Raw genomic sequence first — 15,313 nt, 5'->3', positions numbered from 1 at the left:
GTAAAATACCCCTTAATAATATTAACTTATGAGATAGGTGGTATTACATTGGGATATACAGCTAGAATCATTTCCGCAATCATAGTTAGCTTTAGTGCGATAGGCTGGAGTATTTATTCGTATACTATAAATGGTTCTTATGAAGGTGGATGGAAACGCTTCATTATCTCTCTGTCGGTAACAATTCTTTATGCCATATTAGGTTGGTGGATAGGAAAGCAATTTGATAAAAGTAAATTTTATTATCAAAAATTTAAAGAAAATGAAGCGGAATTATTAAGTAGAGAACAACAATATAAATCTTTGTTTGAAAATAATCAGGATGCAGTAGTTATGTTGGATCTTGAAGGAATGATAATTAACGTTAATTCTATAGCAGAACGAATATCTGGTTATAAAGCTGATGAAATTGTAGGTAAATCCGTTCAGATTTTTTTTCCCAAAGAAAATTTGAATGATCATCTTGAGGGTTTGGAAAAAGCAAAAAAAGGTGAAGGACAACAAGCTTCATTACATATCATTCATAAGAAAGGTAATAGTATTAAAATATTGGCAAAGACAGTTCCTATTGTTATAGATCAAAGAATTACGGGTCTGTATTACATAGCCAAAGATGTGACGGAAAACGAAAGATTAGAGAATGCCATATCGGATATTTCGAAAGTTGTATCTGCTCAGGTGGGTGAAGTGTTTTTTCAATCCTTAGTGCAATATACCGCTAAAATGTTGAATGTGGATTATGCCTTCATTGGTGAATGGATTGGTGATGATAAAACTAGAACCATTGCTTTATGGAACCATGGGGAAATCGTTGATAATATTGAATATATTTTAGCAAATACACCTTGTGAAAATTTAAAAAACGGGTTCCGTTCCTATCCCACAGGTGTTCAACAGCGGTTCCCATTGGACAAGATGTTAATTCAATTAAACGTTGAGAGTTACATGGGGATTCCGTTAATTGATTCAAAAGGTCATATTTTAGGGATATTTGTATTTATGCACCATAGCAAAATAGAGAATAGTTCATTAGCAGAATCATTATTGAAAATCTTTTCATCTCGTGCTCAAGCAGAAATGGAACGTAGACAATATGAACAAAAAATTATTCACTTAGCTTATCATGACGCTCTAACCAACCTACCCAATCGCAACCTTTTTGTTGAGAAGTTTACAATGTATATGGAAAAGGCAAAAGTGGAAAGGGAACAAATAGCCGTTTTGTTTATGGATATAGATGGGTTCAAATTGGTTAATGATACGATGGGGCACGAATCAGGAGATTTATTATTAAAAAGTCTGGCTATGCGACTAACAGGTATCGTAACGGATGTTCATTTGGTTTCCCGCTTTGGTGGGGATGAATTTACAATACTAATCCCAGGAACCACGGTCGAAGAAACGACTAAAATTGTGCGAAATATTATTCATGAGTTGCAAAAACCATTCCTAATCAAAGAGAGCGAAATTCAGATTAGTCCAAGTATTGGAATCAGTATGTATCCCCTTCATGGAAGTAACATAGATCATCTAATTAAAAAGGCCGACGCTGCCATGTATTGGGCGAAAGACCAATGGAACGAAAAATATAAATTTTTTACAATTGGCGATGAAAAACCTAATCAAAATGAACTTATACTGAAAAAAGAGATGGAAAATGCTTTAAAAAATGAAGATTTTACACTTTACTATCAAGCTAAAGTCAACACAATGACTGGTGCTATTACTGGATTAGAAACATTAATTCGCTGGAACCATCCAGAAAAGGGATGGATTCCACCTAATAACTTTATTCCAATAGCCGAAAGAACAGGTCTAATTAATCCAATTGGTGAATGGGTGTTACGTGCCGCGTGTAAGCAAAATAAAAGATGGTTGGATTTGGGTTATCTTCCATTGCGCATCTCCGTTAATATCTCAACACCTCAGTTAAAACAAAGAGATTTTATAAAAATGATTAAACATGTATTAAGCGAAACAGGACTTCCTTCTAAATATCTTGAGCTTGAAATTACAGAGAATATGAGTATTTTAGATTTTAAATATACCAATATTATTTTAAATGAATTGAAGAACATGGGTATTCATATTTCAATTGATGATTTTGGAACGGGTCATTCATCACTTCATTATTTAAGTAAATTGCCAATTGACACGGTGAAGATAGACCAATCTTTTGTTCAAAATATGATGAATAGTAATAGCGATTTAAAGATCGTTGAGGCTATCATTTCAATGTCAAACAGCTTGAACTTACATGTAATTGCTGAAGGAGTTGAAAGTGAAAGTCAAATCAAAGTATTGTCCAGTCTTGGATGCTTTGAAGTACAAGGCTATTGGTATAGCAAGCCTATTCCAGCTCATGATTTTGAGACCTTATTAGTAAAAGGAATAAACAAGATTTCATCTTAAAATGAGTAAGTATGAAAGTAATGCAGCCCCTATAAAAGTTAGGGCTGCATTTTTATTTTGAGAACTCACTCGTACCTCTGCCCAGACTTGTCTTGTCATATTAATTATCCGTCATTCAGTCAGATGTCCAAGCGTACAGCTATTTGCCTGCATTAAATAGTTTAGAAACACAGAAACGGAGGTTTTCTTACCTATGGCATGTGATAATTCGGCTGCTGCTTTAACTTGCAGCTCAGAGAGAAATTTCGTTCAGGATAAAGTATGTACGCCATGGACCGGCACAGTAGATGCCACAGATGTAGAGATTGTCGCTTACACGAATAATATTAATCCGAACCTTGTGGGTACGGGATATGTGAAGTTCGATTCGGGACCTGCTGCTATTCTGTTGGATGTATTGAACAGCGCAGGAGATCCCATTTTAGCGGCCCCCATTTCAATTGCACCTGGAACCAGTCTAGCTTTTACTTACCAACGCTTCGCCACGATACAGTTAACACTGCTTGGAATAAACGATGGTTTATATCAAGGCGAATTTTGTATCACAACCCGTTATTCGATTCAATAATGCCATTTGTCAACTAAAGGAGGTACTCATAATGTGCTCTTGTAACACAGCTCTTTGTTGTTGTGCGCAAAAAACCTACGTACAGGATAAAGTATGTACGAATTGGCTGCTGCCTGCATTAGGTACAACCACTGTTTACACCGATAATATGGCAACTCTGATTAGCGGCACCGGATATGTCAAGAATGAAACGGGGACCGGTAACATTACGGTTGCTTTTCTACGTTCGGCAACTCCCGTCATAACCGCTATAGTAGTGCCACCAGGAGGCAGCTCCTCGTTCACTGTCGCGCGGTTCGATACGATTACTGTTGCATCAACAGCAGCTGCAACCGGGGAATTTTGCATAACCGTGCGATACAGCATGTAAGAAGTACGCTACATTTGAGGTGGTTTTTCACTTAACCGTGAGAAACCACCTTATTCATGCTCGCACCATGGATGTTCGGATTGAATTTGGAGTGTAGTGGAAATGGCGTACTTGCCTTCTACATAACCCATCTCGTCATTCAGTGAAGAGATGGTAATTGCTTTGACACCTTGGCCTATAAAATTTATGGTACTTCCGGGAGGAATGCTCAGTCGTTTGTTATCGACGTCATCGGTTTCAATGTCAACCTCTAGTGCTTGGGTGCTGCTCGAGCTCGAATATATACTAATCTGAGCCACTTCGATCCTGGACTCCACATCCATCTCCCATATCCGAAATCCAGGCTGATTGCCTTGAAGAAGTATATTACCGCAGCATTCTTTATTGATCATTGTCAGAGGAGGTGGCGGAGTAGGTAAAGAATGGCAATGGTGGTGCTTAGGTGATGGACAAGGCTTAGGTGGCGGGCCAGACTTAACCGTTGGCTTACATATTAGCTTTAGCTTAAGATTAGGTTTTGGATTGAGGTCGCATTCAGATTTTGGCCTTTTGGTTGGAAATCGGCTGCGAGAACTAGGGAGAACGGTGTGTGTGATCCTCATCAACGTTCGACGATAATGCCGCTTTTTCTCCTTTGGTCTACTGACACTCCCTTTGTTTAAGGATAGGCAGGATGACGATGTCTTGTGAACGATGGTCAGCTCTATAAACTTTTTCCTCGCGCTCTTCTTGTTCATCGCCCCTCCTCCTACCTTCGGTGTGTCGATTCCTTTTACATACTTATATTAGATGAATGTTCTCCCTCAATGGTTATACATGTTTTTGATTTATTTCACTAATAGACTATGCAATCTGATGCATCGACCACACAACTCCAGTCGTACCATTGCCTATATTGATTGTAATCGTTAATCCAGACGCATTATAGAATAGACCGACAACATCGCCCGCCGACAACGCAACGTCCCCAGCCAATGTAATTTCACCAGTTCCCAATACTGCGCGCAAAGTTAGGATCAATACTATGTTAACATTTAAGATAGGTAGAAAACCGCTCACCAAATTGACGGCGGAAGGGGATGTTCGCTGCACAGCAAAAAAAGGATTAACTCCGGGGCCTAGGCTCACGCTGATAGCTGCAGTCGTGGAGTAGTTAATTGTTGCCAGTATCGTATACCTTCCTGTTGTCGGTACCGTGAAGTTGCCGGTAACTGCGTTAAAGTTCGCATGTCCATAATAAGGACTAGCCGTCGACCAATTTGTAAGCTGTGTACTTGTTGCAATGGATAGCGTAGATAAGAATGCTGAAAATCCAGTCGACGCAAAATTCGGTCCAATTGCACCGGTTGCTCCAGTTGCTCCGGTTGCTCCAGTTGCTCCGGTTGCCCCAGTCGCTCCGGTTGCTCCGGTTGCTCCCGTTGCTCCGGTTGCTCCAATTGCCCCCGTTGCTCCCGTAGCTCCGATTGCTCCCGTTGCCCCTGTTGCTCCGATTGCTCCGGTTGCACCGGTTGCTCCAGTTGCACCGGTCGCTCCAGTCGCTCCCGTTGCTCCGGTTGCACCGGTTGCCCCAGTCGCTCCGATTGCTCCAGTTGCACCGGTTGCCCCAGTCGCTCCGATTGCTCCAGTTGCACCGGTTGCACCCGTTGCCCCTGTTGCTCCGATTGCTCCCGTTGCTCCCGTTGCTCCCGTAGCTCCAGTTGCACCGGTTGCCCCAGTCGCTCCGATTGCTCCAGTTGCCCCTGTTGCTCCCGTTGCCCCTGTTGCTCCGATTGCTCCCGTTGCTCCCGTAGCTCCGATTGCTCCGGTTGCACCGGTTGCTCCCGTTGCACCGGTTGCCCCAGTCGCTCCCGTTGCTCCCGTAGCTCCGATTGCTCCGGTTGCACCGGTTGCTCCCGTTGCACCGGTTGCACCGGTTGCGCCTGTTTCTCCGGTCGCCCCCGTTGCTCCGGTCGCTCCGACTTCACCAGTTGCTCCGGTTGGACCGGTAGGACCGGTTGGACATACGCACGGAATGCCGCTGCAGCTTAAAGCGACTGAACAAGAACATTGTCTATGTGATCTTTCTTGAATTTCATCCTCATCTCCAGGACCGCAATAGTTCACGAATCATACCCTCCTAAGGCAAACCAAACAAGAAACCTTACTTGCTTCAAACGACTCTATTACTAGTAAATGAATTTCAGCTTAATATGCTTGTACTCATGTCTCCCCTTGGATAAAATATACCCATGCGAAAAAGACCTTCCGAAGTTTTCATTGTAGATACTTTCATGTCGTTAGATTACAAAAACCGCAAACCCCAGCATGCGATACTTCACATGCCGAGTTTGCGGTTAAAAAACCATTTTACATACTTTTCTTATGTAGCTCACTAGAATTTCGCGCCCAACCGCGGTATTTTCGGTAGCCTCGGCGCACAAGGTGCAGCAGGAGCTCCGGGAACGGCAGCCTACGCAGCCATGGGAAATAAAAGCGATTGTAGGCGCGCTTCAAATCGTCCCACATCGAGCAATCGTCTTCTTTCAAGAAATCCGATACGTCGACGACCAAGCCTCGGCCGCCACGCTGCATCACATTCTTGCCATGCACATCATGCGGTTTCAGTCCCCGGCTAACCGCATACTCCAGCGCTTCATCGATATCATGCAGTACTTGACGAGAAATCGGGATGCCGCGCAACACACATTGATATAGCGTAACGCCCGTTAGTCGGCGCAGCACGAGATAAGAGTCACCCGCATGCAGACATTCGGAGTATGCGGGGTGCTTGCCCAGCCGTCGATATATTTCTTTTTCATCCTCTAAGCCCGGCCGCCCCGGCGCATACACCTTCACCACCATATCCGGATAGCTTGGATGCATCAGCACAGCCGCATAATTACCCGCCCCGACAAGCTGCCACGGCTCAGGGACACTATAAACGACGATCGGGTCATAAGGCCGCTCACTGGCAAGCTGCAAATTCGGAAGCAATTGTGCTTCAATTACTTCGATCCAACGCTTCTGCACGCACCTGTCACCCCCATCTATTAATGTGTGGTATTATACAAAAATATTTAGTAATATGCTAGAACAAAATTACTTTGTCATTCATCCACAATGAAAGTAGAAATTATGTTCATCGTGTCGGCAAACGCCAGATTAAAAAAGATACCTATAGGCTAGACACAATAATAAAAGTGTATAGGCTATGGGTATCTAATTGTATGAGTATGATAAGTAGAGAATCAGTTTCTTCTACCGGCTAAAAAAGTACGCATGACTTGCTCTGCTTTCTGCGTTAACAGCTCAGGCGTTCGACTCATCGCCTCCTGAAGCGATATGGGTCCGTCCACGATACTATGAATACTTGTCATACCATATTCATAAAGCTTCTCAATCCCTTGTCCGACTGAGCCTGATAAGACGATGACCGGAATGCCAAGCCGCCCCGCAGCCTGTGCAATCCCCATCGGCGCTTTGCCAGAAGCGGTCTGGGCATCCGTCTGCCCTTCGCCAGTAAATACGAGATCCGCATCCTTCAGATGCTCATCGAGCTTAGACATTTCGATCACCACATCGATACCACGTTTCGTGCTTGAGGGGAAGAACGCTTGAAACGCACCACCAAGTCCTCCCGCTGCACCAGCCCCCGGCAGCTGATGAACAGCTGTACCGGTATGTGTTTCTATGACGTCGGCCCAATGGGAGAGCGCTCCATCAAGCGCTTCAACTATCTCCGGCGTCGCACCTTTCTGCGGTCCAAAGACACGCGATGCTCCATGTGGGCCAATGAACGGATTCGTGACATCGGAAGCAATTGTAAATTGCGATTCACCTATGCGTTCATCCCACCTGGAGGCATCGATGCGCTTAATGTGAGGCAAGGCTTGTCCGCCAACCCCAATCTCACGCCCTTCTTCATCCAAAAGCTGCAAGCCCAATGCTTGCAGCATGCCGCATCCACCATCGTTCGTCGAACTGCCACCTAGCGCAAGTATAAATGAGCGATATCCGTGATCAAGCGCATGCCGGATCAATTGACCGGTACCGTACGTTGTCGTCACCATTGGATTTCGGTACTCCGCTGGAACTAAAATCAATCCGGATGCCGCCGCCATTTCAATCACACACGTGACACCGTCTCCTAGAACACCATACGTGGCGGTCACCTCATCTTGCAGCGGGCCTTGCACAGGAACAGACATCTTAACACCCTGCGTTGCCTGCACAAGGCTATCCACCGATCCTTCTCCCCCATCTGCGATAGGAATAAGGACGGTTTCTGCCTCAGGCATAGCCCGCAGAATACCGTCTCTTATCGCCATGGCTGCCGCTTCAGAGCTGAGACTACCTTTAAACGAATCTGGTGCAATCACGATTTTCATAAAACTAGTCTCCCGCTCGGAAAGCATTTCCCGATTATTTCCCAAAATAGTAAGTCTGAGCTCCACGCACTTCGGTATCTACTGCAAAAAGCGCCCCCGCATGAGGTTGGCTCAGCAGCTCTTCATTTGTAAGACCGCATGAAGCCGTTGTAATGTACAGTGTACGTAGCTCCGGCCCCCCGAACACGCATGAAGTGACGAGTGCTGCCGGAACTGGAATGCTTTCAAGACATTCTCCCGTATTCGGGTTCCATCTGGACACCTGCCACCCATTCCAATGGGCAATCCATAGCATGCCTTCGGTGTCAATGGTCATGCCATCTGGCCATCCCTCAACAGTTTTAAAATCAATGACACAGCGAGGGTTTGTGATATTCCCTGCTGGGTCGTCATAATCAAAAGCCATCACTTGTTCTGATGCGCTATCGATAAAATACATCGTCTTATGATCCGGACTCCAAGCTAACCCGTTCGAGATCGTGACGTTATCCAGCTTCTTATGGCACTCCAAGTTTGTATCCAAACAGTATAAGCTTCCAGCTCCCGGAGCATCGTCAAGGTCTTTGGTGCCTGCCCAAAACCGCCCCTGCGGATCACATTTGCCATCGTTGAAACGACTGTTAGACAAATGCTCCTCAGGATCATGGATAGGTATCAAGATACCATCATCTAACGAAAGTGAATGGTAGCCCTTATTCGTGACAACTAGAAGACCGCCGCTCTTATCGGTTACTACAGCACTTAAAGTTTGTTCGAAGTGATACACTTGCTGCCGTCCGGAAACTGGTTCCATGACATACAGACTGTTGCTTAGGATATCTACCCAAAATAATAAGCCATTTCGTGCGTCCCAAGTGGGACCCTCGCCTAACAAGGCTTTAACGTCTGCAACTACTCGAAGAGAGTTAGCCAATATAACGTCACCTATCCTTTAGAGATCTGCTGCAAACGTATTGCGAAGTGTACCAATTCCCTCAACTGTCGCTTCCACAACATCACCAGGCTTCAACCATACCTGTGGCTTCTTGCCCATCCCGACTCCCGGTGGCGTTCCCGTACTAATGATATCACCCGGTTGAAGTGTAATCGTCTTAGAAAGAAATGAGATCAAATGCGGAACATCGAAAATTAATTCCTTCGTGTTCGAATTTTGCATCACTTGTCCGTTCAATGTCAGTGAGATATTCAGTTTTCCAGGGTCTTCAATCTCATCTGCGGTAACAATCCACGGACCTGTAGGCGCGAACCCGTCTATGGCTTTTCCACGCGTCCATTGTGGTTCGTTCAGCTGAATATCGCGGGCACTGACGTCATTCAACACCGTATAACCGAAAACGTAATCCATCGCCTCTTCTTTGGATACCTTTTTTGCCGTTTTGCCAATAACCACTGCAAGTTCGACTTCGTAATCACATTGAGAGACTTCGCTCGGGATCGTAACGAAATCTTCGTGTCCGGTCAAACAGTTGTTGTACTTTGGAAAAAGCACAGGAACCTTCGGTACCTGCATATTGGATTCAATGACATGGTCATGATAGTTGAGTCCGATACAAATAATTTTCTCTGGGTCTGTCAGAGGTGAAGCTAGTTTGACATCCTCCAAAGCATACACAGCACCATTTTCCGCAAGTGAATTGAGATATTCCTCGGCACTCTTACCAGATGCGGCAAGCCCACGAATTACATCACGTGAACTGCCAGATACGTTTACTGCTTGAATGGTGTTTTCACCTTTTACAACTCCGACTTGCAACTTATTTGGGTCCTGTTTTGTGTAAAATTGCAGTAATTTCATCCTATATGTCTCCTCTGATTCATTATTTTATATCTTGATGCCAACCTTTAAGATGGTTTGGTAGTAATAGAAAATTGGGTAGTAATATTGCGCAAACTTCTTCGGACTATCTCCCCAGAAAATGAGGGCATCACCAGAGATTTCTCTACCTTCTCCCTCGCCCCCACGGATATCGATGCCTTCGCGGAACGTAGCTCGACCCGCTTCCAGAAACTTCACTTCGCCGGTAAATTCATAGGCATAGGACAACGCCTCTAGACAGATCGGATTGCTGTGCAGTTTCTGTGTACTAGGTAACTCTTTATAGTAAAAAAGACCTGTTTCTTTCACATAACAATGCTCCAAATAATCGTCCATCACGTCCACGATCATTTGCTTGATCCGTTCTTGTGGGCGAACTTTATAGTAGCGCATCAAGCTGTTGACAGCTACGCAAATCATGAAGCCTGACCGATACACGGTGTGATCCGTAGCAGGGGACAAGAATGTGCCGAATTTATTTTTCCACGTTTCAAAATGGTCGACAATGCGATCTGCAGCTTCCAGCCATTTCTCTTCATAAGTTTCATTATATAAGGCTGTCAAACTGCGAAGCGCCCAACCACTTTCTCTAGCGGCAATGCCTCCCTCTCCTTGGTAACGGGGAGTACTTAAGATCCTTGTTATGTTGTCACCAATCCCAATGGCTGCCGCTAGCGCGGATTGTTCGCCGGTCATGTGATAATAATCTAGCAGGCCTTCGACCCACTCGTGACAAATTTTAACGACTCCTGTTACATGCTTAGCTGAGTGCATGATTTGCCCATTTTGACGCAAAGGATCCTCGCTATAATGGCAAATATCCACATCCATCCAATGCTCTGCGCCTCTTAGCATGTAATCATAGAATCTTCTTCTTCCGGTTCTCGCAAACAAATGCATCATGGCATGCGGAAGGTCATACTCGTTGTTCACCCATACCCAATCGCCGCCGCCTCTGCCTTGGAACGTATAGTTCTTATCAGGCGCATCGCCCCAATGCAGCATACCGAAGGTCTTCGCTCGGCCGTCCGCCATGCGATAAAATCCACGCTCAACCCAGTCGATGAATTGATCGCCTGGGATTGCCTCGATAATCCCGGCCCGCTCGTAGGCTCCGCGCTCCAGCACAGGATGATCCGGCATCTGCATTTGCAGACTGCGTACATTAACCTGTTCCAGCGTTTCTTCCGCTCCATGCACATGAAGGAAAAACCGATGGGTTTTGGCCATGCCCTGCATCATGGTAATGGGATGTCCCGCAGGGATAATGCCCACGTTGATTTCTTCAGATGTCACATCCAGAGACTTAGGTAAGTTTTGTGGGGCCTGGAACAACGTAACACTAATTCCACCTTGATTCTGTTCATGGAAATCTGCCCAGAATGTTCCACAAAATGTTTCCGGGATGTCTTCAATAAACTCTTTTTTCAGAGATTCTGCCGTAAAGGCATACGACAAATGATCTCCCTTTACTCCGCTCTTGGACAACCTTTTATCAGCACCAAAGCGGCTGATTCCTAGTCGAAGCTGCTCGGATTGCAGAATGTCCTGCGCAGATTGAATACGCAGCTCGGCAGCATGTATCACTTGCTCCTTGTCCGACTCCTTGTTGATAATCTGATAATCGACCATCAACCACGGTTTTCCGGCAAACGCATAGACCCGGACTACGAAATCGAACCAGCGATTCTCGTCAGCACTGAGATGCTTCCCTTTCGCTTCAACCGAGCACCGAACAGGACCCGCTTCGAGAACTCGCCAGCCTTCAGTGGAAATTTCGCATACATACTCATGGTTTGATTCATCTCGAAGCAACGGCCCCACTACGCTATGCGTCGGAAAGCCATCCTTGCGCTTCAACGACTTGAATAAGCCTGTTTCACCCGGAGCTGACAAATCGGCTTCCAGCGCACCTGTCGTGATCACAAGCGATCCATTGCTTTGCTGAAGCCCCACTGGTTCCGATGGCAAAACCGTTTCATGATCCGTTGAGATGATGAATGATTTGCCAAGATTAGCCGGAAGATCCGCAAGGAAGTGCAGCAGCAGCCACTTCACGGAGCCATCAGGCCACGTTGCCGTTACTCGGCACTGCGTCGGTACCACCTCGTTGCCGTCTAGAACAGTTACTTTTGAGCTATCGGACACAATCCCTTCCGCAAAAGGAACAGCAATCGTGCTTGGTTCTTCATGGCGTGGAAACTTGGAAAGCTTCTCAAAACTCAATGAAATGTTCATCGTATTCTCCTTCTTCCTCTAATTCTTAATACTCATCCTCATCTGCTTATACTCGTCATCAATTCGCTTCCGTTCAGGATGGGTTTCTACCGTCGTTCTTTGTTTAAGCAAGCTCTGGCATTCCAACATATGCTCAATCAGTTTGCTTTTCAGATCGCTCTTTATGCCAAACAACGTCTCATCCTTCGATCTATTCGTAATCTCTTGTGGATCCTCCTGTACATCAAACAGTTCTTCGCCACCAGAAATATAATGAACATATTTATATCTACCGTCATACACCATGGAACGTCCTAAAAATTCGCTAAAAACGTATTTATTAATCGGCTTGTCAGGGTTCTCGATTAATGCCATTAAGCTTTTTCCTTGCACCGTTTTCGGTTTGGGAGCCTGACAAATATCCAAGAACATCGGCATCAAATTAACCGTGCTTACCAAGGAATCACAAGTGCTGCCTTTCGCCACACCCGGTCCATACACAAGAAGTGGAACTTTGACCATTGATTCGTAAAAGAAATATTTATAGGATAAACCATGGTCACCCAGCGCATCCCCATGATCGCTTGTAAACACGATATACGTATCTTCCAGCACGCCTTTTTCCCTTAATACATCTAGCATCTTGCCAATGCCTTCATCGATCAGAGAGATTGTCGCATAGTAATGCTTTCGCCATCTTCTAATTTGCTCGGGAGTTGCCTTCGTAGGATCGATTCTGAAAACCGAATTATTCTCCGTATCCCTGCAGAACGCTAATTGCTCTTCCAACATATAGTTCGCTTCTACAGAACCTTGAATTGGCTCAGGAATCTCACATTCTTCATACATATCCTTCATTTCTGCAGGCGGGTCGTAGGGATCGTGCGGGCTTGGAAAACTCACCCAAACGGCAAATGGCTCATCACCATTCGTTCCCAGCCATTGTGCCGCGCTTTCTGCAACAAATACATCTGGGTGGAACTTCTTTTCATGGATAAAATAAGGTGCTCCGAGTGATTCCTGGTACTCAGGAAACTCAACCGGACTCGATCGGTCCAATCCATTGTGTTTTAGGAATGTATAGTGGTCATCGGGTAAATAAAAATGCCGTTTATCCTCACAAATAATTCGCTCTTTAAATCCGCCTAGTTGATCCCACGGGGTAAAATGCATTTTGCCAATTGCTGCCGTTTGATAGCCTTCCCTGCCAACGATCTCGGGCCACACTGGTGTCCCTTCAGGAAGATTGGTATCGTTGGATAATGTCCCGACGACAGAAGGATACTGCCCACACATCATGGCAGACCGGCTAGGTCCGCATACAGGAGCTGTCACGTAACAGTTGTTAAATACCATGCCATTATCAGCAATCCAATCTAGACTAGGCGTTTTCATAAAACCCAACCCATAACAGGGCAGTGAATCCTGCCTTTGTTGATCCGTTGTAATAAACAATAAGTTCTTTTTTTTCATTTTACATTTACCTCCGTTACATAGAGCTGTATCGTTCCGCTTCGGTCGGAGGCGAATAAAATGCTGTCAGCCTTCCAGCTAAACGTCGGATGGCAATGCGACATTTGGGAGCCCCATGAGGTATGGTGGGTACATAACGTTTCCAGCTCTGTTTGACCATTGTTCAATGTGATGAGGACAATATCATCGACTTCATCCCCGACCAATAGGCTGTTATCGTTGTTGGCATGATAATGATTGCAATAATGCGGCATCGGAATCGTTTTGAGCACTTCGCCTTTCTCATCAGCCAATCCGATATATGGCATTTGCCCGCTTTCCTCCGCAACGATCGTAGCCTGCGTTCGCTTCGAAGTAATGGTGCCGTCATGCCCTTTTCTGCGATTGTCGAAGAAGATTAAGCCGTCTCGCGTCCAAAACTCATGCCCGACAGAATCATCCTCCTCCTGTCTAAAGCAGGGAATTACTTTACCCGAGGAAATTTCCAGCAGCCAAATACGTTGATGCACCTGGTTCCACGGACCCTCATGACAGAACATGGCCAGATCGCTGTTATGCGGAGAAAATTGGAAATGCCCCAGCCAGTGGGTATCTTCAAAAGCATTATAAACCTGAGAACCATCCAAATGGGCAATCGTGACAAAGCCCCGTTTGATCGCGTACATCGTCTCCTTGAAGCCGGCATAGTTATTGCCATATTTTATGGAGACATCCTCGTTACGGCAAAAGCCCACTAGCTTTTTATCCGGACTAATAAAAGGAGACCATAACGTCATGCCCTCGGTTTCTTCGTAGACAACGGTTATCTCTCCCGTTCGGGTATTGGCTTTTTTGATCTTGTTGCCGCTAATGTAGACTAACAGCTCGCTGTCTGGTGTCTTCGTGCTGAAGCCAGTATGGCCGACGCCTTCGGGCTCATCTGTTATTTGTGTAATTTGACCTGAAGCCAAATGCATCTTGAAAAAGTTGTACAGCCCCCGGTCACTGCCGCGATCGGAGAGAAAGTAAATTTCCTTATCTCCCAACGAAAATGAATTGTCCGTAAAATACAGATGAACATTGTTGGAAGAGCCATCGGTCAGCTGCCACACCTGTCGTCCCGTCTTTTCATCGATGTACGATTTCTTTTCCGATGGATATACTTTACCTATCAATGGGTTCACTCTCCTATGGATCTAGCTGATTTCCAACGATAACTCCCACTCATTGATGCCGCCACCCGGCAATACCATGCAACTGTCCCATGCATGAGCAATGCTCACATTATCCAAATACCCTGTCGCTGGCTCCAAAGCAAGATGATAATGATCATTCCAACCGCCGCCATTCAACCAGAAGGCCAAGTAAGGTATCGTTTTTACATCAAAAATAAGTTTAAATTGTTCTCCGGTAGCTTCCTCCACAACGGAGCACCAGCCCTCTTGAAGGGGCGCTTTTACATAAAACTTATCGGCTACGCCGGAATGACGGGCAGGCATCTTGTCTATTTCTACTTTGGCCCCGTCCTCACCAACAAAAGCTGGCCACTCCTTCACCGCTCCCCATGTTCCCAAACGCTGATCTAACGAAACGGTCGTTACGATTTGGCCTACGGATGGCGGCAAACAGATGCGCATGGATTCCGTAGCGGCAATGATCGGATGTGGAGCCCACAAATAAGGCATATCATGCTCGCTCAAATTCGTTAAACGATAAGAAAAAAATACCTGACTGCCTTTTAAAACCATCTTTTTCTCTAGTTGGTAAGGCAGCCCTCGTCCTTGAGCAGCAGCATGCATCTCTAGGTCGGAAACTTTGTTGCACGCCCACGGCAATGCCCATACTTCTCCGTGATCGGGAATTTGGACGTGTTTCCATGGATCAACCGGATAGGAACAGCTATCTATGCTTGGAAATAATTCATCCCAACCGCATCGATCCCACTCCTCCCACAAGCTGCCATAGCGGGGCTGGCGAAACCCTCCTCTTTCTACTGGTCGATCCATCCATTGTTTTCCCGTCTTTTTATTGATGAGCGAACAGATTTTAGTACCGAGTGCAGGAATGATGTCAATCAACAGGTGCTCATTTTCCAAGCGGATTTGTTCCAT

At 45.6% G+C, this 15,313-nt stretch carries 13 protein-coding genes; 3 read left to right on the top strand and 10 right to left on the bottom strand.

Annotation, left to right across the window (positions count from 1 at the left end; translation table 11 throughout):
- The first annotated feature begins 48 nt into the window (after nt 1-48).
- From AC58QO_RS27545 to AC58QO_RS27535, 3 genes are all read left to right on the top strand, one after another.
- A complete protein-coding gene (locus AC58QO_RS27545) occupies nt 49-2,412 on the top strand; it encodes an EAL domain-containing protein (RefSeq protein WP_497271206.1) in 2,364 nt (787 codons plus the stop codon).
- A 193-nt stretch (nt 2,413-2,605) separates the two neighbouring features.
- Nucleotides 2,606-2,980, top strand: a complete 375-nt coding sequence (locus AC58QO_RS27540; RefSeq protein ID WP_497271204.1) for a DUF3992 domain-containing protein — start codon at nt 2,606-2,608, stop codon at nt 2,978-2,980.
- Between the two features lie 31 nt (nt 2,981-3,011).
- Complete coding sequence (locus tag AC58QO_RS27535) at nt 3,012-3,350, top strand: DUF3992 domain-containing protein (protein WP_497271203.1); 339 nt, start codon at nt 3,012-3,014, stop codon at nt 3,348-3,350.
- Between the two features lie 50 nt (nt 3,351-3,400).
- Here the strand turns inward: AC58QO_RS27535 and AC58QO_RS27530 are convergent, their stop codons facing one another.
- From AC58QO_RS27530 to AC58QO_RS27485, 10 genes are all read right to left on the bottom strand, one after another.
- Nucleotides 3,401-3,742 (bottom strand): S-Ena type endospore appendage, encoded by a 342-nt coding sequence (locus AC58QO_RS27530; protein WP_497271334.1) that lies wholly within the window; start codon nt 3,740-3,742, stop codon nt 3,401-3,403.
- A 451-nt stretch (nt 3,743-4,193) separates the two neighbouring features.
- Entirely contained in the window at nt 4,194-5,453 is a 1,260-nt protein-coding gene (locus tag AC58QO_RS27525) for a BclA C-terminal domain-containing protein (RefSeq protein WP_497271201.1), read from the bottom strand.
- A 243-nt stretch (nt 5,454-5,696) separates the two neighbouring features.
- The gene (locus AC58QO_RS27520; RefSeq protein ID WP_497271199.1) at nt 5,697-6,359 is read right to left on the bottom strand and encodes a serine/threonine protein kinase; all 663 of its coding nucleotides are present in this window, start codon (nt 6,357-6,359) and stop codon (nt 5,697-5,699) included.
- Between the two features lie 218 nt (nt 6,360-6,577).
- Nucleotides 6,578-7,717: a glycerate kinase gene (locus tag AC58QO_RS27515; RefSeq protein WP_497271197.1), complete on the bottom strand. Its 1,140-nt coding sequence runs from the start codon at nt 7,715-7,717 to the stop codon at nt 6,578-6,580.
- A gap of 34 nt (nt 7,718-7,751) precedes the next feature.
- Nucleotides 7,752-8,630 (bottom strand): SMP-30/gluconolactonase/LRE family protein, encoded by an 879-nt coding sequence (locus AC58QO_RS27510; RefSeq protein ID WP_497271195.1) that lies wholly within the window; start codon nt 8,628-8,630, stop codon nt 7,752-7,754.
- Nucleotides 8,631-8,648: 18 nt separating this feature from the next.
- On the bottom strand, nt 8,649-9,512 hold the full coding sequence (locus AC58QO_RS27505) for a fumarylacetoacetate hydrolase family protein (protein ID WP_497271193.1): 864 nt from the start codon (nt 9,510-9,512) through the stop codon (nt 8,649-8,651).
- 27 nt (nt 9,513-9,539) lie between these two features.
- The gene (locus AC58QO_RS27500; RefSeq protein WP_497271192.1) at nt 9,540-11,771 is read right to left on the bottom strand and encodes an RIFT barrel domain-containing protein; all 2,232 of its coding nucleotides are present in this window, start codon (nt 11,769-11,771) and stop codon (nt 9,540-9,542) included.
- 18 nt (nt 11,772-11,789) lie between these two features.
- Nucleotides 11,790-13,223 carry a sulfatase family protein gene (locus AC58QO_RS27495; protein WP_497271190.1) on the bottom strand — a complete coding sequence of 478 codons (1,434 nt, stop codon included), beginning with the start codon at nt 13,221-13,223 and terminating at the stop codon, nt 11,790-11,792.
- Nucleotides 13,220-14,377 carry an oligogalacturonate lyase family protein gene (locus AC58QO_RS27490; protein ID WP_497271188.1) on the bottom strand — a complete coding sequence of 386 codons (1,158 nt, stop codon included), beginning with the start codon at nt 14,375-14,377 and terminating at the stop codon, nt 13,220-13,222. The genes AC58QO_RS27495 and AC58QO_RS27490 overlap by 4 nt, the downstream gene beginning before the upstream one ends.
- A gap of 21 nt (nt 14,378-14,398) precedes the next feature.
- Nucleotides 14,399-15,313: an aldose epimerase family protein gene (locus tag AC58QO_RS27485; RefSeq protein WP_497271186.1), complete on the bottom strand. Its 915-nt coding sequence runs from the start codon at nt 15,311-15,313 to the stop codon at nt 14,399-14,401.

It is taken from the genome of Paenibacillus sp. J31R30, from assembly GCF_059692115.1.
Note: the sequence above shows the minus strand (reverse complement) of the source record. Positions and strands in the feature narration are given on the sequence as shown.